6 protein-coding genes, 1 tRNA gene and 1 pseudogene (1 of these 8 cut by a window edge) are annotated in these 23,175 nt (G+C 68.6%); 2 read left to right on the top strand and 6 right to left on the bottom strand.

The genetic code is table 11. The features are described 5' to 3' along the window. Positions 1 to 11,027, bottom strand: the 5' portion of a protein-coding gene (locus tag ACQP1O_RS28845) for a type I polyketide synthase (protein WP_433561584.1). 2,707 nt of this gene lie to the left of the window's left edge; the window shows 11,027 of its 13,734 coding nt (coding positions 1–11,027); it begins with the start codon at positions 11,025 to 11,027; its stop codon lies beyond the left edge, outside the window. Between the two features lie 966 nt (positions 11,028 to 11,993). Here ACQP1O_RS28845 and ACQP1O_RS28850 point away from each other — a divergent pair. Next, positions 11,994 to 12,070: transfer RNA gene (locus tag ACQP1O_RS28850), tRNA-Pro, on the top strand. Between the two features lie 730 nt (positions 12,071 to 12,800). Here ACQP1O_RS28850 and ACQP1O_RS28855 read toward each other — a convergent pair. Continuing rightward, positions 12,801 to 13,070, bottom strand: coding sequence for a hypothetical protein (locus ACQP1O_RS28855; protein WP_433561585.1), 270 nt, complete (start codon positions 13,068 to 13,070; stop codon positions 12,801 to 12,803). Between the two features lie 602 nt (positions 13,071 to 13,672). Beyond that, a complete protein-coding gene (locus ACQP1O_RS28860; RefSeq protein ID WP_433561586.1) occupies positions 13,673 to 13,846 on the bottom strand; it encodes a hypothetical protein in 174 nt (57 codons plus the stop codon). Between the two features lie 559 nt (positions 13,847 to 14,405). Between ACQP1O_RS28860 and ACQP1O_RS28865 the strand changes: the two genes are divergently transcribed. Next, on the top strand, positions 14,406 to 14,660 hold the full coding sequence (locus ACQP1O_RS28865; RefSeq protein WP_433561587.1) for a trypco2 family protein: 255 nt from the start codon (positions 14,406 to 14,408) through the stop codon (positions 14,658 to 14,660). Between the two features lie 584 nt (positions 14,661 to 15,244). Here the strand turns inward: ACQP1O_RS28865 and ACQP1O_RS28870 are convergent. The 3 genes and pseudogenes from ACQP1O_RS28870 to ACQP1O_RS28880 form a co-directional block, all read right to left on the bottom strand. Continuing rightward, entirely contained in the window at positions 15,245 to 15,931 is a 687-nt protein-coding gene (locus ACQP1O_RS28870; protein ID WP_433561588.1) for a DUF6875 domain-containing protein, read from the bottom strand. Next, positions 15,928 to 19,911, bottom strand: a complete 3,984-nt coding sequence (locus ACQP1O_RS28875; RefSeq protein ID WP_433567828.1) for an amino acid adenylation domain-containing protein — start codon at positions 19,909 to 19,911, stop codon at positions 15,928 to 15,930. The genes ACQP1O_RS28870 and ACQP1O_RS28875 overlap by 4 nt, the downstream gene beginning before the upstream one ends. Then, positions 19,912 to 23,142, bottom strand: a pseudogene (locus tag ACQP1O_RS28880) (amino acid adenylation domain-containing protein); the annotation flags it as partial. Positions 23,143 to 23,175: the final 33 nt, after the last annotated feature.

Below are 23,175 nucleotides of genomic sequence, written 5' to 3' on the forward strand. Positions count from 1 at the left end.
CCGAGCCGCCCGGTGAACAGCCACTCGTCACGGTCGGCCACTCGCACCACATCGGTGAGCAGCGGATGGTCCGAGGAAACATTGCGGGGCTGGTCGAGACTGGGTTCGAGCCAGTACCGCCGATGGTCGAAGGCATAGGTGGGCAGGGCGATTCGCGCCATCGGGCGGGCGGTGAACAGCTGGTTCCAGTCGACCGCCACCCCGGCGTTGTGTGCCTGGGCGAGCATCGTCAGGAACTGTTCGGCCTCGTCGTGGTCCCGGCGGGCGGCCGCGGCCACCATCGATCGGGCCTCGGCCTCTGCGGGGAGCGTCTGCCGGGTCATCGCCGCCAGCACCGCATCAGGGCCGATTTCGAGGAACCGCCGCACGCCCGACGCCGTCAATGTCTCGACACCGTGGGCGAAGCGGACCGCGGCGCGCACCTGTGACACCCAGTACCCGGGCGCCAGGATCTCGTCGCCCGCGATCCGGCCGGAGACGTTCGACACCAACGGAATCCGCGGTGCATCGAACGTCACGCGCGCGGCGAGGGTCTCGAACTCGGCCAGCATCGGCTCCACCCGAGGCGAATGGAACGCGCGCGACACCCGCAAACGGTTCGTCTTGCGTCCCTGCTCGGTGAACCGCTGATCGATCTCGTCGACGGCGTCCTCGTCACCCGAGACCACCACGGCCGCAGGCGCATTCACCGCGGCCACCGATACCCGGTCACCGAATCCGGCGATCATGGCACCGACTTCGGTCTCGGTCGCGGCGACCGCGAGCATCGCACCGCCCGCGGGCAGCGCCTCCATCAGTCGCCCGCGGGCCGCGACCAGCTCGCAGGCGTCGTCCAGGGACCACACACCGGCGACATACGCTGCCGCCAGCTCGCCGATCGAGTGCCCGATCACCAGGTCGGGGACGAGACCGAACGACTCCAGAAGCCGGTACATCGCCACTTCGAACGCGAACAGCGCGGGCTGGGTCAGGCGGGTCCGATCCAAGATGCCGGTCTCCGCGGCGACTCCGTGATCGTCGATCAGGTGTCCGGTGAACATCACTTGCTTCAGCGAACATCCGAGCAAGGGATCGAACCGGGCACACACCTCGTCCAGGGCCGCGGCGAACACCGGGAAGGCGGCGGAGAGACCCGCGCCCATGCCGACTCGCTGCGCGCCCTGACCGGTGAACAGGAAGGCGGTCTTCCCGGAGCCCACCGTGCCGGAAACGACTCCGGCAGAGGCGGATCCGGCTGATAGCTGCGCAAGCCGCGCCACCAGCTCGTCGCGATCACCGCCGAGGACCGCTGCCCGCCACTCGTGCCGCGCACGTGTCGTGACGAGCGAGTAGGCCACGTCCGCCACATCGGCGTCGGGGTGATCGATCAACCACCGGCGCAGCTTCGCCGCCTGGGCGCGCAGGGCGTTCTCGCTCTTGGCCGACACCAGCCACGGCAGCACCGTGCGGGGGTTGTCGGCGGCCGGTGACGAGACGACCGGTGCGGCGGGCGCTTCCTCCAGGATCAAGTGGGCGTTGGTGCCGCTGACTCCGAACGACGACACGCCGGCCCGGCGGGCCATTCCCCCGGCGGGCCAGGGCTCCGGGCGGGTCAGCAGGCGCACCGCCCCGGCCGACCAATCCACATGCGGGGACGGAGTTTCCGCGTGCAGGGTCGGGGGCAGGGTCTCGTGGCGCAGCGCCTGCACCATCTTGATCACGCCGCCGACACCGGCGGCCGCGACGGTGTGACCGATATTCGATTTGATCGATCCCAGGCGCAGCGGCTCGCGGTCGCCGCGATCCTGCCCGTAGGCGGCGATCAATGCGTTGGCTTCGATGGGATCGCCCAGCGGGGTGCCGGTCCCGTGCGCTTCCACCGCATCCACGTCCGCGGGTGTGAGCCCGGCATTGGCGAGGGCCTGCGCGATCACTCGCTCCTGCGACGGGCCGTTCGGCGCAGTCAGGCCGTTGCTGGCACCGTCCTGATTGACCGCGCTGCCGCGGACGACGGCCAGGATGTCGTGGCCCAGTCGCCGCGCGTCCGACAGCCGCTCCAGGACCAGGACGCCCACGCCCTCGGCGAAGGCCACGCCGTCGGCTGTGGCGGAGAACGCCTTGCAGCGGCCGTCCGGCGACAGCCCGCGTTGCCGCGCGAAATCCACGGAGAGATACGGGGTTGCGGCCACGGTGACGCCGCCGGCCAATGCCAGCGAGGTCTCGCCCTGACGCAATGCCTGACACGCCAGGTGCAGCGCGACCAGTGAGGACGAGCAGGCGGTGTCGATGGTGACCGCCGGTCCCTCGAGGCCGAACACGTAGGCCACGCGGCCGGAGACGACGGAGTGGGTGGTGCCGGTCAGCCGGAAGCCCTCCAGGTCGCCGGTGACATTGTCGACATAGCCCGAGGCGCACGCTCCCGCGAACACGCCGGTATCGCTGCCGCGCAATGTGATCGGGTCGATGCCGGATTCCTCCAGCGCCTCCCAGGAGGCTTCCAGCAGCAGCCGCTGCTGTGGGTCCATCGCCAGGGCCTCGCGCGGGCTGATTCCGAAAAATCCGGCGTCGAAATCTCCTGCGTCGTCGAGGAATCCGCCTCCGCGGCTGTAGACCGTTCCGGGCTTGTCCGGATCCTGGTCGATCAGGCGCTCGAGATCCCAGCCGCGATCGTCCGGGAATTCCGTGGTGGCATCGGTTCCCGATCGGACCAGGTCCCACAACTGCTCCGGGGTGTGGACGCCGCCGGGGAATCGGCAGCTCATGCCGACGATCGCGATGGGCTCGTCCACACGGGCGCGGCGCGAGACGCGGGTCGGCCTGGAACCGGACTCGGTTCCCTCGATCTTGCTGTGCAGCAGGGCGGCGACCGCTGCGGCGGTGGGGTGATCGAAGACCAGGGTGGACGGCAGTTGGACACCGGTGGCCTTCGACAGCCGGTTGCGGAATTCGACGCCGCCGAGCGAGTCGAATCCCAGGGCGTCGAATCGTTCGGTGGGACTGATGTCTTCGGCGGAACCGTGTCCGAGGACCGCTGCGGCGTGCTCGCGGACCAGGTCGAGCACCACTTCGGCACGTTCGGCCTCGGGCACCCGGCTCAGGCGCGCGCCCAGCGAACTCGACGGGGCCGCAGCCTGAGTCGTGGTGCGGGGCAGGAAACCGCGGAATACCGACGGCACGGCACCGTTGCCCGCTTCGCGGCGCAGTTCGGCCGGGTCGAACCGGATCGCGGCCAGGTGCGCGGCGGCGCGGCCGGTGGCCGCATCGAACAGCCGCAGGCCTTCGTCGTGCGCGAGCGGGTGCAGGCCCAGCCTTTCCCAGCGGGCGAGGGCACTGCGGTCCAAGCCACCGGTCATGCCACCGGCGGAGTTCCAGGGCCCCCAGCCCAGGGAAATCGACGGCAGCCCTTCGGCGCGGCGACGGTGCGCCAGGGCGTCGAGGAAGGCATTGGCCGCCGCGTAGTTGCCCTGTCCCGCCGAACCGATCGTTGCGGCGACCGACGAGAACAGCACGAAGGCGGACAGGTTCCGGTCGCGGGTGAGATCGTGCAGATGCCATGCGGCGGCGGCCTTCGCGGTGAACACGCGCCGCAGTTGCTCGGCGGTCAGGCCCGCGAGGGTGCCGTCGTCGAGGACACCCGCCGCGTGGACCACGCCGGTCAGCGGATGATCGGCGTCGAGGGAATCCAGCAGCGAGACGAGGGCTTCCCGATCGCCCACATCGCAGGCCGCCACGCGGACGGCGGCACCGGCTTCCGACAGCTCGCGGACCAATTCGGGTGCGCCATAGGCAGTTTCGCCGCGCCTGGACACCAGCATCAGATGGCGGACGCCGTGCGCGGCAACCAGATGCCGAGCCAGCAGTGCGCCGAGGCCACCGGTGCCGCCGGTGATCAGGACGGTGCCGGTGCCGAACGAGGATCCGGGCTCGGCGTCGTGGTCGGCTCGTGTCTTCGCCAGCCGGGGCACGAGCAAGGCTCCGGCGCGCACCGCGACCTGCGGTTCGCCGGTCGCGATCACTGCGGCGAGCAGCGTCTGGTCGACAGCAGGCGCGTCGGCCGACGGGTCGGTGTCCAGGAGAACGAATCGGCCCGGGTATTCGGTTTCGGCGCTGCGCATCAGGCCCCAGACGGCTGCCGCGGCGAGATCCGGTGTCTCGCCGGTCAGCGCGGCGCCGTTCGCGGTCACCACGACCAGTCGGGAGTCGGCCAGACGTGGTTCCGCGAGCCAGGACTGCACCGTCGCCAGCACCGATTCCAGGTAGCCACCGACGGCCGCGGGATCGCCGGCCGCGGCGCCTTCTTGCGGACGCCAGGCCACGATATCCGGAACCGATTGTGCTGCAGCAAGTTCCGATGGTGTCGGCGAGCAGGTGTCGATTCCGGTGACGGGTGCCGAACCGAGCACCGCCATCCGGTCCGCGGCGGGGCCCGGTGTCGCGGGCGCCGTCGGCGTCCACTGGATGTCGTAGAGGTCGGCGTCGTCCGCGGCGAGGGTGCCGCGCATCTGTTTCACGTCATAGGGCCGCATCACGACCGCGTCCACGGAGACCACAGGCCGACCCGAATCATCAACGGTCGCAACGGAGATCGTCTCCGGGCCGCTCTCGACGGCGATGACCCGCAGCGTCGTCGCCTTGACCAGCGGCTGGTGCAGTCGCGCACCTCCCCAGCGGAACAGCAATCGGCCGATATCGGGGTCGCTGTCCTGATCGCGCCAGATGAGCCCGGCCAGCCCGGCATGCATCACCAGGTCGAGCAGGGCCGGATGCAGATCGAATCGCTCCGGCTCGGGCGCGGCGGCCGTATTCAGGGTGATCTCCGAGAAGACGGCCCCGTCCCGCTGCCAGGCGGCGTCGACACCGAGGAATGCCGGGCCGTATTCGAGTCCGGATCCCTTCGCGATCCGCTCGGGAATCCATGCGGTGTCGAGGGTTTCGGCGTCGGCCGGCGGCCATGCCTCGTCTCGCAGCTGGTCCAGCAGGGCGTCGTCGCCGTCCCAGGCGGGGGCCAGGACACCGCTGGCGTTGCGGACCCATTCGCCCGCGCGGCCGGCCTTGCGGAAGTAGAAGCTGAACTGGCGGCGGCCGGTCGAATCCGGCTCCTGCACCGATACCTGGAGTTCGACCTCATCGGTTTCCGACGGGAGGATCGGAGCCTCCAGGGTCAGCTCCTCGACGACGCCGCAATCGATCCGGCTGCCTGCGACGAGCAGGAATTCGATCAGGGTCGCGCTGGGCAGCACCACGGTGCCGTAGGTCATGTGGTCGGCGACCCACGGGTCGGTGGGCAGCGAGAACCGGCCGGTGAAGACGAACTCGTCCTTGCCGGCCACCGGGAACACACCGGTGAGCAGGGGGTGGGCAAGGGGGTCGCCGGTGGCTTCGCGGCGCGGCGGCAACCAGAATCGCTGGTGCTGGAAGGCATAGGTGGGCAGGGGAATTCGCCGGGGCGACCGGCCACCGAGCAGCGGCGTCCAGTCCACCCGCCCACCGGCGGTGTGAGCGTGCGCCAGCATCGTCGAGAACTGTTGGGGCTCATCGTGATCCCGGCGCACGGCCGCGGCCACCACCGACGCGGACTCGGCGTCCTCGGGAAGGGTCTGCCGGGTCAGCGCCGCCAGCACCGCGTCAGGGCCCACCTCCAGGAATCGGCGCACCCCCGAGGCGATCAGTGTCTGGATACCCGGCGCGAATCGCACCGCGTCCCGCACCTGGCGAACCCAGTACTCGGGTTCCATCATCTCGTCCCCGGCCAGCTGACCGGACACGTTCGACACCACGGGAAGCCGGAGCGGGTGGTAGGCCAGATCCTGTGCGAGAGAATCGAATTCGGCCAGCATCGGCTCCATACGATGGGAGTGGAAGGCGTGGCTGACCCGCAGCCGCGACGTCCTCGCACCACGATCGGCGAACAGAGCCTCGATCTCGGCGACGGCGTCCACGTCACCCGAGACCACCAGGGCCCGCGGCGCATTCACCGCGGCGACCGAGACGCGGCCCGGATAGCCGGCGACGACCTCGTTCACCTCGGATTCGGGCGCTCCGACGGCCAGCATCGCGCCGCCCTCGGGCAGCGCGCCCATGAGGCGGCCGCGCGCCGCCACCAATCGGCAGGCGTCCTCGAGCGACCACAGACCCGCGACGTACGCGGCGGCGATCTCGCCGATCGAATGACCGATCACCACGTCCGGGGTGACGCCGAACGACCCCAGCAGGCGGTACAGGGCCACCTCGAAGGCGAACAAGGCGGGCTGGGTGAACTCTGTGCGGTCCAGGACGGCAGTGCCACCGTCGGCGGAACCGTTGAACATGACGTCCCGGAGCGAGCACTCCAGCAGCGGATCGAAGTGGGCGCACACCGAATCCAGCGCGTCAGCGAACACCGGGAAGGCCTCGTACAGCCCGGCTCCCATGCCGATCCGCTGAGCACCCTGCCCGGTGAACAGGAAGGCCGTCGTCCCCGCGCCGACGGAACCCGCGACGACACCGGCGCCGGTCCCCGATTCGGCGAGACTCGCCAGCCGCTCGAGCAACTCGGCGCGATCACGACCGAGGACCACACCGCGGGCATCCAGCTGCGCCCGCGAATTCGCCAGCGCCTCGGCCGCATCCGCGATATCGATTTCGGGGCGCTCGGACAGCCAGGCAGCCAGTCGGGCGGCCTGCGCGCGCAGACCTGCCTCGCCCTTGCCGGACACCAGCACCGGGATGAGCGGTGCGGTACTGCCCGGCTGGTCCTCGGCGGCCACAACCGGTGCGGTAGGCGCTTCCTCGAGGATCACGTGGGCGTTGGTGCCGCTGATCCCGAACGACGACACACCCGCCCGGCGAACCCGATCGCCCGCGGTCCACGGTTCGGCGTCGGTCAGCAGGCGCACCGCGCCCGCGGCCCAATCCACGTGTGGCGACGGCGTTTCGGCGTGCAGCGTCCGCGGCAGGCGCTCGTGCCGCAGCGCCTGCACCATCTTGATCACGCCGGCCACACCGGCGGCGGCCACGGCATGGCCGATGTTGGATTTCAGGGAGCCGATCCGCAGCGGTTCCCGCTCGTCGCGATCCTGTCCGTAGGCCGCGATCAACGCCTGGGCCTCGATCGGATCGCCCAGGGCCGTGCCGGTTCCGTGCGCCTCCACGGCGTCCACGTCGACCGCGGTGATGCCCGCATTGGCGAGGGCCTGGGCGATCACCCGCTGCTGCGACGGACCGTTCGGCGCGGTCAGGCCATTGCTCGCGCCGTCCTGGTTGACGGCGCTACCGCGGACCACGGCCAGGACGTGGTGGCCGAGCCGCTGGGCGTCCGAGAGTCGCTCGAGGACGAGCACACCCGAGCCCTCCGACCACGCCACACCATCGGCGGCCGCCGAGAACGCCTTGCATCGGCCGTCCGGCGACAGGCCGCGCTGGCGGGCGAAGTCCACGTACAGATGCGGGCTGGCCGCGACGGTCACACCACCGGCGAGCACCAGCGAGCTGTCGCCCTGGCGCAGCGCCTGGCATGCCAGATGCAATGCCACCAGCGACGACGAGCACGCCGTATCCACCGTCACCGCCGGGCCCTCCAGGCCGAACGCGTACGCGACGCGGCCCGAGATGACGCTGTGCGACGTACCGGTCAGGCGGAAGCCCTCCAGGTCACCGGTCACCCGGCCGGCGTATCCGGACGAGCAGGCGCCGGCGAAGACACCGGTGTCGCTGCCCCGCAACGACACCGGATCGATGCCCGCGTCTTCGAGTGCCTCCCAGGAGGTTTCGAGCAGCAGCCGCTGCTGCGGGTCCATCGCCAAGGCCTCGCGCGGGCTGATGCCGAAGAATCCGGGATCGAAATCACCTGCACTGCTGAGGAATCCACCATGGCGGGTGTAGACCTTGCCCGGCTTGTCGGGGTCCGGGTCGAAGAGCCGGTCCAGGTCCCAGCCGCGATCCTCGGGGAATTCACCGATCGCGTCCCGGCCCGCCGCGAGCAGGTCCCACAGGTCCTCGGCGGAACGCACACCGCCGGGGAATCGGGCGGCCATGCCGACGATCGCGATCGGTTCGTCCGTATTCGCGCGCCGCGAGACCCGGCGCTCCCCCCGGTCTGATCCGGTGACCCGGGCCTGCAGCAGCGCCGCAACCGCATTCGCGGTCGGGTGGTCGAAGATGAGCGACGACGGCAGGGGCACACCGGTCGCGCGCGTCAGGCGGTTCTGCAGCTCCACGCCGCTGACCGAGTCGAAGCCGAACTCGGTGAAGGGCAGGTCGGGGTGAATGGATCGGGCCGACTCGTGGCCGAGGATCGCGGCCGCCTGCGCACGGACAAGGTCGAGAACGACAGTGCCGCGCTGATACACGGGGGTCGCCTGCAGTGTGCGTGCCAGCGGGCTGTCATCCCACGCCTGCTCACCGCCCTCGGGCGTGCGGTCCTCGGCGACCTCGACGATGTCGGTCGAGCCACCGGACATGGCCGGCGCACCGGCCCAGAAATTGCGGCGCTGGAAGGCGTACGGCGGCAGGTCGATCCGCGCCCCGCCGGAGACCAGCGCACCCGGATCCACCTGCACGCCGGCGCAGTGGGCCTGTGCCAGCGACGCCAGGAAGCGCTCCGGGCCACCCTCGCCACGCCGCAACGAGCCGACAACAGCGACGCTCTCGGCCGCACCGGCGGCCTCGGCGGTCACGCCGATACCCATTGTGAGCACCGGATGCGGGCTCGACTCGATGAATCCGTTGACACCGTCGGCGATCAGCGCCGTGACGGCGTCGGCGAATCGGACCGGCTCGCGCAGGGAGCGATACCAGTATTCGGCGTCCAGTTCCGCGGTATCCACCCGGTCGGCGGAGACCGTGGAGAAGAACGACACCGACCCCGATTGCGGGCGGATCGGCGCCAGTTCCGCGAGCAGACGATCACGCAGCCGCTCGACCGCCATCGAATGCGAGGCGTAATCCACCGGAATCGGGCGGGCCCACACACCATCGCGGGCGCAGGCGGCGAGGAAGTCCTCCATCGCGGCGACGTCGCCGGCGATCACGGTCTGTGCCGGACCGTTCACCGCCGCGAGCGAGAGCCGATCCCCGTACACCGCCAACCGTTCCCGGACCGCATCGGCACCGAGTCCGATCGAGGCCATACCGCCCTGACCGGCCAGTTCCTCGGCGACCGCGCGCGAGCGGAGCGCCACCACGCGCGCCGCATCGGACAGCGAGAGTCCGCCGGCGATATAGGCGGCGGCGATCTCGCCCTGGGAGTGGCCGATCACCACGTCCGGCTCCACGCCGGCCGCGCGCCACATCCGGGCCAAGGAGACCATCACCGCGAACAGCACCGGCTGCACCACGTCCACGCGATCCAGCGGGGGCGCGCCGATCTCGCGACGCAGCACCGCGGTCAGCGACCAGTCCACGTACGGCGCAAGCGCCACTTCACAATCCGCGATCGACTCCGCGAACGCGCCGCCCGCGTCCAGCAGGCCCAGCGCCATACCCTCCCACTGGCTGCCCTGCCCGGGAAAGACGAACACGATGCGGCGCTGCTCGGCCCGCCCGATGGCGGGCTCGATCGTCGCGGCGGGCGCGGTCGGGTCGGCCAGGGCTGCCAAACCGGCCAGCAGCTCGGAGCGATCCCGACCGACAACGCTTCCGCGCCACTCCATCTGGGCGCGCGTGGCCAGCAGCGAGTACGCCACATCGACCGCGGTCGAATCGGAATGGCGTAGCAGCCACTCCCGCAGCCGGGCCGCCTGCGCACGCACACCGGCCTCGCTGCGGGATGACACCACCCACGGCACCGCACCGGCCTCGCCGCCCGCGGCGGACCCGACGGCGGGCGCCTCCTCCACGATCACGTGGGCATTCGATCCACCCATGCCGAACGACGACACAGCCGCTCTGCGCACGTCGGTCACGGGCCAGTCCTCGGTGCCCGTCACCACCCGTAAACCCAGTTCCGCGAGCGGAATTCGCGGATTCGGCGTCTCGAAGTTCAGGCTGGCCACCAGTTCCTGGTGACTCAGGCAGAGCACGGTCTTGATCAGGCCCGCGATACCGGAAGCACCTTCCAGATGCCCGATATTCGTCTTGACCGATCCGACGGCCAGCGGGGCGTCCTGCGCCCGGCCCGCGCCGTAGGTCTCACCGAGCGCGGCGGCCTCCACCGGATCACCGGCGGGTGTTCCGGTGCCGTGCAATTCGACGTACTGCACCGACGGCGCCTCGACGCCCGCCGCGGTCAGGGCATCGCGAATCGCCGCGGCCTGCGCATCCCGGCTCGGGGCGCTCAGCACTCGGCGCTCATTGCCGGTGTTGATCGCGCTGCCGCGGATCACGCCATGAATCCGGTCGCCGTCGGCGATAGCCTGCGCCAGGGGCTTCAGCAGCACCATGCCACCGCCCTCGCCGCGCACGAACCCGTCGGCCCGCGCATCGAAGGTGTAGCAGGCACCCAGCGCCGACTGCGCGCCGAACTGTTCGATCCGCTCACCGCTCGTCGGCGACAGAATCAGGTTCAGGCCACCGGCCAGGGCCACGTCGCTCTCGCCGCTGCGCAGGCTCTCACAGGCCAGATGCACCGCGACCAGCGAGGATGCCTGGGCGCTGTCGACCACGATGCTCGGGCCGCTGAAACCGAAGTAGTTCGAGATGCGGTTCGCGATGATGCCGCGTCCCACACCCCACAGCGAGTGGCGGCTGACCCCAGGGCCGCCCCGCGAGGCCAGAATTTCAGCGAAATCGCTTCCGGTGCAGCCGAGGAACACACCGCACCGCCGGGCCTCGCGCGCCGTGGCGGCCAGGCCCGCGTCCTCGAGCGCCTCCCAGCTCAGCTCCAGCGCCAGCAGCTGCTGCGGATCGAGTGCCCGCGCCTCGTTCGGCGAGACCCCGAAGAAATCCGCGTCGAACTCCCCTGCGGTGCCGACGAATCCGGCCCGCTCGGTAATACTCCCCCGGCCCTCGGGAGCCGCGCCTATCGCGGCGCGCCCCTCCGTGAGCAACTGCCAAAAACTGTCGAGATCGGCCGCCCCCGGCATCCTGCAAGACATACCCACGATAGCGACGGCAAACGCCGATCCGGTCACCTCTGAAAATCCTTCCTCACGGCACGCACCCTCTTCGCGCCCTCATCCACCGCCGGACAGTCGAAGACGACGGCGGCCAACAAGTTCCGTTCTTCTACCCTGGCCAACCCGCGGTTAAACGCCATCGCACAGAGCGATCGGTGTCCGGATCCAGTCGACGACATGCCGACGACACAGATGATTCCTCTTTCGACACAACGGATTTCGATGCGACAGCGACCTAGAGAAGAGCCCGCATGATATGGGGTGCTTCCGCAGGGACCCTGGCCGAGGAGATGTTTCAGACCAGGTCAACTGACCCAGCTGTGCCGCCAGGCTCAGTGCAACAATTGATCAGCAATGATGCTGAAGACTGCCACGCTACGTGGCCATGCCAACCGAATGAGGCATGTGTACCAGGGGTTTTCGAGCGGCGGGGGTCATCGTACTGAACAGTAGTTCGAACGATCTTGACTTGTCAATCGTCCAGTAGCCCCCGAAACCACCGGCAGCACAGGCGAGGCAACCCACCCCACCCAGACCCCGAGAGCGGCAATGAAAACCGCACCCTTTTGCACTTTATTACCCTGCCGCACAAACGATTTCGAATACATGTCGAAGCGATTGCCGTCCCATGACCGGTGCCGCAGACAGTCAGGTCCCCACCGATACGTCGAGCACCTATGCCGCACCCCTCCGACGCATGGAACCGACGTAGTTCGCGAAGGCGTCCGACCACCTTCGCCAGCGAGGGATCGTGAACCGAAGCGTCGGATCACCCTCGGCTCGGTATGCCCACCCGATGCCGAGGCAATCCCGGACCACGCGGTGCGTCGAACCCGAGCATCAGATGAACCCGATCCTGCGACCGCTCGACCCCCGGTCAAGCGCGTCCCACTACCCCGCCACACGCCAAGTACCAGCCGATTTGGATGTTCAGGGGGGTCCTGGGGTAATCTCATCGAGCACGAGCGAGAGCGAATGCAACGGGCTGTGGCGCAGCTTGGTAGCGCACTTGACTGGGGGTCAAGTGGTCGCAGGTTCAAATCCTGTCAGCCCGACCAAGAAATCCCCTCCGACCTGGGTCGGAGGGGATCTTTTTTTGCCGACGAACTCTCGAATTCGGCCGGATCTCACAGAAATCTCACGTTTCGGCCGATCGCCCCGCGCCCACTGCTCGAGAACCTCGCGATCGTCCTGTGCCGTTTCGGGGATGCGATGTAGTGAGCCTTCGCCACCGCGTTGGTGTTGCCCAGTTGTCGCGCGGCACGCTCGGGATCGCTGTAGGTGTTGTCGACTGCCATGCCGACCCCACGCCGGAACATCCGCGGAGTGACACAGGAGTAGTTCTCCCCACGTGCGGCACGCCAGCTGCGCCCGAAGTTGTCAGGGTTGCGAAGGGAACCGTTGCGCGCGGGAAACAGGACCCCGTGGGGGGATTCGGTTGTCCGGTGACCTCGAGATCTTTCAGCTCCTCGAGGCAGCTGGCCACTACTGCCACCGCTGTGACTACTGCTTCTGGCCCCTACGAGCCTGCACCTGGCGTCCCGATACGACATGCGCCGACGCTCACGCCGCTACGCCGCGGACCGGGTCGCGGCCAAACACGCGGGGCAGTCGTCACGATCGGTCACACAGAAACCGCGACACCACGTTTGTGGGCCTCGAGGTCACGACGAACCACACCGAATTCGCGACGCCGAAACTGGGCGGTGGTGCGCACCGCCTACACGGCCATCCACGTCGGCGTCCGTGTGCGAGTGTCGGCGCCGGCAGTCGCATTGGAACGCTGTGCTAGTCCCAGTCCCAATCGAAGAACTCGAACGGCAGTAGCTTGTGGAACCATCCCGGAGGGATTCCCCAGCCCGGCGGGAAGAATCCCCAGCCCGGCGGGAAGAAGTGCTTACTTTCCCAGCCGTGGTCCCAGTGCTGATCGACAGGGGCGGGGGTGTAGTTGGTGACCACATCGGCCTGGACCGGCACGGTCACGGCGGTGACCGGAGCCACCGCAATCGCACCGGCGAGGACGGCCCGAGCCACCGTTTGCCTGGTCATTGCGAACATTGCTGATCCTTCTAATGATCCATTCAACTCGATTGCACCAGGGCCATCCCCGTGCAACGTGCGTGGATGATTACTCGGTCGACTGCTACCGAATCAGCAGTGGAAATACGGGCCGATCCATCCGCAGCACGGCGAATAGCTCAGGCAGCGCCACAACCATAACCCCGGCGGATTCTTCCGAGCAATTGATCGCTGCCTTTCTCTGGGGTTCCGGTAGCAATCGCCGAGACTCCAACGAAGTTCGGGCATATCCCCTGGTAGGGGGATCCGGCGGTCGCGCCTGTTCGGACCCGGCCCCACGACCGATAGCACCCTCAGCTGCGGTAACTTCGATATCCGCCCGATTTTCGGCGAGTACTACGGTGATCTCAAGGGGCAGCGGCCCTGGCGCAGCGCACAGGGATTTCGTCATGAGGACTGCACCTGCGGGGCCGGGTTCTACCGGTGGGAACCGGTCGGGTGGCTGGAAGTGCTCGGACGCCCCGATCCTCGGTAGCCACTCCGGCAGAGACACGGCGGGGCTCCAGTTGCCTGGAGCCCCGTCGTCGTCTGAGTTGAGGGTTATCGGAGCGGAATCCATCCGAGAGCGAGGTTTCCGGAGGTCACTGCTTCGCCGAACCCGGGCCGTGCGGCGAACGCCCGATCGGGGATGTAGGCGGTAGCTCTGGCAGTTCGACCGGCCACACATTGCGGCCGATCGCGTGCAGCGTGCTGGAGTCCAGCCTCGACACGATCGGCTCGTCCACGACGAACGGGTATGAGTTGGACTTGCTCATCGGGTCCAATCCCCTTGAATCCGAGATAAGGGCCAACCGCCGACCGACTCGGCCTCCGGCCGTAGTATGCGCGAGTTTGCCAACAAAAACTGTTTGCTCGCACCATCATTCAGTCACAAGGGCACGACCGGTCAGAATGACAGCCGGATCTCACGCCTACATGTCGAGAGCGCCGATCAATGTCGTTCTGCTGCTCAATAATTCGGCGATGGGGATGCAAGGAAAGCGAACGGTCGACATCGGCTGTTCGCCCGCAGCTTCGGCGACGGCCCCGCACCGGAGATCGTGCCGCCCGGTGAGAGCGGCCTCATCCGGTAGCGGCCCCCATCCCGGGCCGGGCCACAATCGCGCGTCGTCGTCCCTGCCGCGGGCGTATACGGGGTAGCCGATCAGCCGGGACCGGTATTCAGGTAGTCGGAATTCCGAGTGGATAGGCGGGTCGTCGTCACCGATTGCGATCCGGCGCGTCTCGACGTACGTCGGGGCAGCGGTCGAATATTCTTGGGTTCGACCCCCGGACCCGGCTTGAGAAGAACCGTCAAGCGAGAGGCAGCGCGGCATGACCATTCCAGCCGATGGCGCGATCGAACTTTCGGACATGATCCGCTATCTCAAGTCCGAACTGACCGAGGCCCAAGCGGGCTCGGGCGACAAGTTGACGCTCGACGAATGCGCCATCGAGCTGAACATCGCCGTGAAAAACGAGGCCAAGGCGGGCATCAAGGCGTACGTCGTCACCATCGGCGGCGGGATCTCCTCGGCGCAGACGCATACGGTCAGCGTGAAGTTCAAGCCCGCCGCCGGGGGCGACTGACACATGGCCGTCGTGCTGGGTCGGTACCCTCGGATGAAGTCGGCCAGCGCGTCGAAGACGTGGAAGACCAGGCGCCCGCCGGGGGTGGCGGTGTCGAGGGCTTCATGCAAGGCCAGAGGGGCGCATCAGGCGATAGGGGAGCCTCTACCGGACTTCTTGCGGACACCGAGAGCATCATGGACGAGCACACCGCCCGGGTAACGGAATACGGTGTGGCTTTCGCGGGCGCGTCGACCACGGCCGGACGCCATGCCGCGCAACCGAATCCGACACGCGGCAAACGAATCACAACGACATGAGTCGCGGTCCAAGCGCGATCGCGATGTACCGGGGCCACCTAACCGTGTGGTGCACAGCATCTTTCATCTTCCAACCTCGCGCTCGCGGGTCCGAATAGCGTGCTCGATGGGATCGAGCGCCGCGACGGTGGTCCGCTACCCACGAACGGTTCGGAGCCACTGGCGCGAATCTCTGTGCCCGATCGGCGGGTCACCGGGATGCCGGATCGGCGATGGTGCGTCTCCCGATTCAGTTGCAGCCGAACCTTTTTCGGGCCGTAGAAGATGAGCGGTTGAGACGGATCGTTACCGGCCATCAGGGCCGAGGTCGGTCGGCGCATCGGGGGTCACGACGAGTCTGTCGGACATGGCGGTGGCGATGAACTTGGGGATGGCGGGGGCGAAGATTTTCAGGTAGAAGTTCATCCATTCGTGGCGGGAGCTGAGGAATGGGAAGTCGGTGGGGGCCATGTAGCGGATGGCGAGCATGGGGAGGGGGGCGTCGAGGGCGGGGAAAGATAAGTTGTGGAGGCCGGCGACGGTGCAGCCTGGGTAGAACTGGCCGAGCATCAGGCCCTGTTCGACGAATTTGGTTTTCTGGTCGTGCTGGACGGTGTCGATGTCGGCGTATTCGGTGAGGTCGGGGAAGACCGCGATGACGGCCTTGAGTTTGGAATCGGGTTCCTTCCGGGGTGGCAGGGTGGGAAACAGGTCGTAGAGGTCGGCGACTATCGCGCTGATGCGCGAGCGGTCGATATCACGACCAGGGATGAATGCGGCCCACAGGGATCGCAGTGCGATGGCATGGCTGGTGTAGGGACAGACATGGCCGGGCCGGCCCAGGTCGGGGTGGGATTGGCACAGGTACTCGACCATCCACCGGCGCAGTTCGGCAAGGTGAGGGTGCATGCCGTTACCGGCCGCCACATCGGGGTCGAACAGGTTGACTGGCTCGACGCCGGAACGTGTTCCGACGAATCGGTCGGTGCTCATGGTCGGCTTGTCCTTGCTGGGGTTTGTGACTCCGTGGGGGCGGTGTGGATGGACCGGAAGTGCTCGGTGAGGACGAAACCGATGGCGCGGAGCGAATCCTGATCGGTCATCCGTTCGTGCTGAACGGGAATCCGGTGCTCGCTGATACGACCGGTGATGTGGTCGTTCCAGGCATGAGCAGGGGAGGACCCGTCGACATGGTGGTCGGCGGCGCTGAAGTAGATCAGATCACCGTCGAACAGTCCCGGCCGATGGCTCCAGGTGAGGTCGATGAGCCGGGTGTAGTCGCGTTGCAAGCTCACGAGATGTTCGGAGGTCACCTCGGTGAAGAGTCCGCCTTGCCGGTGCAGCAACTCGGTTGCGGCTTCGACGCTCAGTTCGGTGTGACCGTCCGGAACGGCGAAACCGCCGAACTCGGCGAGCATCGTCGCCACGGAGGGTGTGGGACCCCGGAAGCTGTCGGCCGTGACGACGCGGGTGTCCATCATGGCCAGCGTCGCGACAGAGTCGCCGTCGCGGCGGAGCTGGACCGCAATCGCGTGCGCGATGGTGCCGCCGAGCGAGTAGCCGAGCAGATGGTAGGGACCGTGCGGTTGGACGGACCGGATCTCCTGCACATAGCGGGCGGCGAGTTCGTCGAGCGTGTCGAACCGCACGGTGGGGTCGGACAGCGCGGGAGATTGCAGCCCTCGGACGGGACGGTCGGGATCGAGGTACTGCACGAGTCCGGTGAAACCCCAAGCCAATCCGACCGCCGGGTGAATACAGAACAGTGGCGGCTCGGATCCGGCCGCCCGCAGAGGCAGCATGACGGCGAGCGCCCCGTCGAGATCCTGTCCGTCGACATCCGGCCCTGCGAGGCCGTCGCGGCGGCTCTCGATGCGGCGGGCCAGCAGTTGCGGCGTCGGATCGGTGAAGAGCCACTGCAGCGGCACGGTGACACCGGTGGACTCCGCGAGCCGCGCCACCAGTTGGGTGGCGGCCAGCGAGTTGCCACCGAGAGCGAAGAAGCCGTCGTCGACTCCGATTCGTTCGACGTCGAGGGTTTGGCCGAAGGCTTCGCACACGGTGGCCTCGAGCGGGGTGGACGGCGCGCGGAACCGAGGCCGACTGCGCAGGTCGGGTGCGGGCAGGGCGTTGTGATCGAGTTTGCCGGTGGTCGTGAGCGGAATCCGGTCGAGCGTCACGATGGCGGTCGGGATCATGTGGGTGGGCAATCGGGTAGCGAGGTGCCTGGTCAGCACCGCGGCATCCGGTGTGGTGTGCGGGGCGGGCACCACGTAGCCCGTGAGCTGGTCGACGCCGTCGGGCCGGGTATGGACCGCGACGGCGGCGCGGGAGACGTCGGGGTGGCTGCACAACGCGGTTTCGATATCGCCGGGTTCGATGCGATGGCCGTTGGCCTTGATCTGCAGATCGCTGCGGCCCAGGTATTGCAGCCTTCGGTCGCTGGTCCAGGTGACCAGATCGCCGGTGCGGTACATGCGGGTCCCGGCCGGCCCGTACGGGTCGGGGATGAATCGTGCTGCCGTGAGTGCGGGTTGCCCGTGGTAACCCCGGGCGATGCCCGGTCCGGACAGATACAGTTCGCCGACCACTCCGGGCGGGACCGGGCGCAATCTGCGGTCGAGCACGACGGCGGAGAACCCGCGGGCCGGGCCGCCGATCGGCGGCGGACTGTCGGCGGTTGTGGTCCGGAGGACGTCGGTGCAGCTCTGGATGGTCGTCTCGGTCGTCCCGTAAGCGTTGATCAGCGTGCGGTCAGGGGCCCATCGGGTTGCCAGATCCGGTGAGCATGTCTCGCCGCCGAGGATCAGGGTGTGAAGGGTATCGAGTCCGTCCGGGCGCAGCGATGCGAGCACGGTCGGAGTGACGGCCGCATGGGTGACCTGTGCGGCCTCGATCAGCTCGGCCAGTTCGGCGCCGGCGACCACACGCTCCGGTGCGAGCACCAGGGTGGCTCCGGCGGCGACGGCGCCGAGCCATTCGAGGATCGACACGTCGAAGGTCGGCGAGGCCGCGGCCAGCATTCGAGAGGACGAGGTGAGGCCCAACTGCTCCCGCGCTTCGGCCGCCAGATTCGCAATCCCGGTATGGGTGACCACGACGCCCTTGGGGGTCCCGGTCGAGCCCGAGGTGTAGATCAGGTAGGCGGGGTGCTCCGGCCGGAGCGTGGCCGTACGCTCGGAATCGTCGATCACGTTGGTGGACAACGACATTGCCTTCGCGGCGAATCCGGGACTGTCGAGGCTGAGCCACGTGGTGGTCTCCGGCAGCCGGTCTCGATAGGTCTCGGCGGTCAGCCCGGCGATGGCACCGGCATCGGCGAGAATGCCGCTGATCCGGTCTTCGGGCTGGGTGGGGTCGATCTGCACGAACGCGGCGCCGGTCTTGGCGACCGCCCAGACGGCGATCATGGCGTCGATGGAGCGCGGTAACGCCACGGCCACAAACGATTCCGGTCCTGCTCCGGCGCCGATCAGTATCCGCGCCCACCGGTTCGAGACTTCGTCGAGTTCGCGGTAGGACGACCGTGCACCGTCACAGACCAACGCGTCCGCGTCGGACGTCGCTGCGGCGGCCAACACCTGCGGCAACGTCGATGTCTCCACGCTGGGCCTACCGCGAACGGGTGCGAAGGTGGCCAGCTCATCCGACGACAGCAGCTGGACGCGCAGCAGTGAGAGATCGATGTCATCGGTGATGGCGTCGAGCACGCGCAGCACCCGGCCGGCGAGGGCGTCGATCTCGTCCGGTGAGAACAGTCCGGACTGGTATTCGAAGGTCAACTCGAGCCGGGTACCGAGATGGACGATCAGACCGAGCGGGTAGTGCGCGGCGTCTCGTCCCTGCACGTCGAGGACGTGCATCCCGGCGATGTCGGTGTCTTCGGACAACCCGGCCGTGTCGACCGGGTAGGACTCGAAGACGGTCACGGTGTCGAACATCGCGCCGAACCCGGTCACCCGCTGGATCCGGGCGAGTCCGAGGTGGTCGTGATCGAGCAGCGCAGCCTGTTCGGCCTGGATTCGCCGGAGCAGCTGAGCGAGACTTTCGCCGTAGTCGAGCCGGACCCGGACGGGCACGGTGTTGACGAACAGGCCGATCATCGATTCGATGCCGGGGAGCTGTGGGGGGCGTCCGGAGACGGTGGTGCCGAAGACGACGTCTTCACGTGCGGTCGCGCTCGCGAGCACGATCGCCCAGGCGGCTTGGACGACGGTGTTGAGGGTGCTCTCCTGCTGGTGGGCCACCGCGACCAGGGCCGCCGTGCGGTGCTCGCTCAGCCGAACTCGGACTTCGCGCGCGGCCGCGCTGTGCCGGCGGCCGCGGTCCGCATACGCCAGCAGGGTCGGCTCGGTGACGCCCTCGAGTGTCCGCGCCCACGCCGCTTCCGCCGCATCCTGATCCTGGGCCTCCAGCCACATCAGGTAGTCCCGGTAGGGACGAACCGGGGGCAGTGCACTCGGGTGGCTGTCGCCGGCGTAGAGGATCAGCAGTTCCCGGATCAGCAGTGGGGTGGACCAGCCGTCGATCAGAATGTGATGCATGCTCAGCAGCAGCGTGTACCGCTGCGGGGAAGTGCTGATCAGTGTGAGGCGCAGCAGCGGCGCCGAGGTCATGTCGAAGTGCCGGTCCGCGTCCATGAGCTGATCGAGCGCGGCCGCGGTATCGGCGCCTTCCGCGAGGTCGATCCGGGTGAACGGTACGTCGACGCGGGGGTGCACGACCTGGACCGGCTCGCCGGTACCGTCTTGAACGAACGTGGTCCGCAGATTCGGATGCCGTCCGATGAGAGTCTGTGCGGCGCGGCGTAATCGGTCCGCGTCGACGCGCCCACCGAGTTCCATCCGGAGTTGCACGATGTAGTCGTCGCGGGTGCCGTCGGCGAGCTGGGCGTGGAACAACAGCCCCGCCTGGAGCGGCGTCAGCGGCCAGATATCGTCCAGCTCCGGGTATCGGGCCTCGAGCCGGTCGATCGCGGCCTGGTCGAGGTCGACGAGTCCGACGTCGGACGGCGTCAGCCCGCCGGCGCCGGGGCGGGACGCGTGGGCGGCGAGAGCCGTCACCGCATCGCGCCACAGTTCCGCGAGCTCGGTGACCTCGGCGGCGGTGATCAGGCCGGCCGGGTAGTCCCAGGCCGCGGTCAGGGCAGGTCCGTCCGGCGTGTCCTCGGTGGCCGCATTGATGCCCAGCACGGCTGCCACGGATGCGTCGGGGTGCTGGGCGCCGCCCGCGGCATCGTCACCGGCGGGCATCCACCCGGTGTCGCGCAACGCGTCGGGAATCGTGTCGAACCGGCCGAGGTAGTTGAAACTCACCTGCGGGTCGGGCAGCGCGCCCAGGATGCGGGCGGTGTCGGTGTTGAGGTAGCGCAGCAGCCCGTAGCCGATCCCGTGGCCGGGGACCCGCCGGAGTTGTTCCTTGACCGATTTGACGACCGCTCCCGCGGCAGCGCCGGCGCCGAACGCGTCGTCGATGTCGATATCGGACAGGTCGAGCCGCACCGGGGAGGTGGTGGTGAACCATCCGACAGTGCGGGTGAGGTCGGCACCGGGCAGAACCGTGTCGTCGCGCCCGTGGCCTTCGAGAGTGAGCAGTGTGTCGGAGATGTCGTCGCCGTGGCGGCGTCGCCACCGGGTCAGAGCCAGTGCGAGCCCGGCGATGAGTGCATCGTCCACATTGCCGTGGAACGCCCGGGGCAGGGTGGTGAGTACCGCGCGGGTCACCGCGGTGGGCAGCGTCACCCGAACGGTGGCGACGGTGGCCTGCAGGTCCACGACCGGGTCGAGCGGGCGCGTCCCGATCGGCGGATCAGCGCCGGCGAGAGTGGAACGCCACCAGTCGAGTTCATCGAGGTTCGCGGCAGCGGTGTCGAGAGCGTGCGCCCAGCGTCGCATCGACGTGCCGACGGGCATGAGTTGCGGCCGTTGCCCGGCGCTCACCTGGGCTCCGGCGACAGCAAGGTCGGGAATGAGGATCCGCCACGACACTCCGTCCACCACCAGGTGGTGCGCGACGACCAGGAGCCGGCCCGGCCCGGCGGCGCAGGCGAACCAGACCAACTGGAGCATGACTCCCGCGGCGGGGTCGAGGCGTTCGGCGGCCGCGCGTGCCTCGGCGTCGGCGATCGCGGCGAACGCGCTGCTGTCGGGTGCCGCATCCACCGGCACCCGCCGGATCAGTCCGGCGGCGGATACCCCGGTCGGCTGCACCTGCACGGCCCAGCCCGATGGGTGTGCGGGGTCGGGCTGTAGCCGGGCCCGCAGCATGTCGTGATGATCGATCACCGCTTGCACGGTCGCCGCGATGGCGGTCTGCTCGATGCCGTTCGGCAGCGTGAGCATCACCCACTGGCAGAAGCGGTCGAATTCGCCGCGCTCGAACATCCAGCACATGATCGGCGTCGACGGCATCGGCCCCACACCTCCGCCGGGCAGTTCGGCCGGAATGGAGGTTGTCGCGGCGCTGTCGCGGACCGCGATCTGGGCCAGTCCGGCAACCGTTCTGCGCTCGAACACCTCACGCACCGACAGCACCAGACCCGCCGCCTTGGCCCGAGTCACCAGCTGGATCGACATGATGCTGTCTCCGCCCAGGGCGAAGAACGAGTCGTCGAGTCCGATCGTGTCGACCCCCAACACCTCGGCGAACAGTCCCGCGAGCGTCGTCTCCGTCTCGGTGACCGGTGCCCTGAATTCGGTTCGGCCCGTGCTGAAGTCGGGCTCTGGCAGCGCGAGGCGGTCGATCTTGCCCGTCTCCGTCGTCGGCAGCGTGTCGAGCACCATCACGGTCGCCGGCACCATGTGCGGGGCGAATCGTTGCCCAGCGAACGCGAGGACCGCGACGGGGTCCAGCTCGGCGCCGGGCTCGGGCACCACGTACCCGATCAACCGATCGCCGGTGTCGGAGCCGCGGTGCACGGTCGCCACCGCACGAGCCACTCCCGGGCAGGCCAGCAGACCCGCTTCGACCTCGCCGAGCTCGATGCGGAAGCCGCGAATCTTGACCTGGAAGTCCGACCGGCCGACATAGTCGAGGGTCAGACCTCCCTCCGATGACCGCAGCCATCGCACCAGGTCCCCGGTCCGATACATGCGCTGCCCGCGGCCCGCGAACGGATCGGCGACGAACCGCGACGCTGTCAGACCTGTCCGGTTGTGGTACCCGCGAGCCAGTCCCGGACCGGTGAGGTACAGCTCGCCGACGACGCCGAGCGGCACCGGACGCAACCATGCGTCGAGCACGACCTCACGGACGCCACGGATCGGGCCGCCGATCGTCGCGGTCTCACCCGGCACCATCGGCGCACCGGCATCGGTCTGGATCGTGGCCTCCGCCGGACCGTAGGTGTTGAACAGTTTCCGGCCCGGCGCCCACCGTGACACCAGTTGTGGTGGGGGCGCCTCGCCGCCGATCACAACGGTCCCGAGGCTCCGCAGCCCGGCCGGGTCGACCGTGCCCAGGGCCGTGGGTGTCAGCGCCGCATGGGTCACCGAGTTCTGCGAAATGACCTGCGCCAGTTCGATTCCGCCGAGGACGTTCGGTGGCGCGATGACCAGCCGCCCGCCCGACGTGAATGCCCAGAGCAGTTCCAGGACCGCCGCGTCGAAACTGGGGGACGCGGCGTGCAGCACCCGCGCGCCCGGCCCGAGGTCGAACCGCGTGCGCTGCTCGGCCACCAGGTTCGCCAACCCCAGGTGCGAGACCACCACGCCCTTGGGCACACCCGTCGAGCCGGACGTGTAGATCACGTACGCGGCGTGATCGACGCGGACCGGCCGGGTGCGCTCGGCATCGGTCACCGGCATGGCCGGCAACCCCTTCGCCTCCGCTTCGACCGCCGGCTCGTCGAGGACCAGCCACGGCACCGATCCGGGCAGTCGATTCCTCTGCTCCGACAGCGTGATTCCCGTCGCGACGCCCGAATCGGTGAGCATGTGCTGGATCCGGCCCCCCGGATTGCGTGGATCGACCGGGACGAATGCCGCCCCCGACTTCGCCACCGCCCACACTGCGAGCACCGACTCGTAGGAGCGCGGCAACGCAACCGCGACACTCGTCTCCGGCCCGGCACCTCGGCCGATCAGTAAGCGCGCCAAGCGATTCGACTCCGCATCCAGCTCGCCATAGGTCCACTGCCGGTCGCCACACACCACCGCCACCGCCCCCGGATCCCGCGCCACTGTCGCCGCGAACAGGTCCGGCAACACCCGCTCCGGCATCGCGGGATCACCTGATAC

This window comes from Nocardia sp. CA-151230 (assembly GCF_050942175.1).
Classification (GTDB): domain Bacteria; phylum Actinomycetota; class Actinomycetes; order Mycobacteriales; family Mycobacteriaceae; genus Nocardia.

Bases quoted from the DNA above. Each gene is read 5' to 3' on its own strand.
- ACQP1O_RS28855 (WP_433561585.1), bottom strand. From the start codon at position 13,070: ATGTTCGCAATGACCAGGCAAACGGTGGCTCGGGCCGTCCTCGCCGGT.
- ACQP1O_RS28860 (WP_433561586.1), bottom strand. From the start codon at position 13,846: ATGAGCAAGTCCAACTCATACCCGTTCGTCGTGGACGAGCCGATCGTG.
- ACQP1O_RS28865 (WP_433561587.1), top strand. From the start codon at position 14,406: ATGACCATTCCAGCCGATGGCGCGATCGAACTTTCGGACATGATCCGC.
- ACQP1O_RS28870 (WP_433561588.1), bottom strand. From the start codon at position 15,931: ATGAGCACCGACCGATTCGTCGGAACACGTTCCGGCGTCGAGCCAGTC.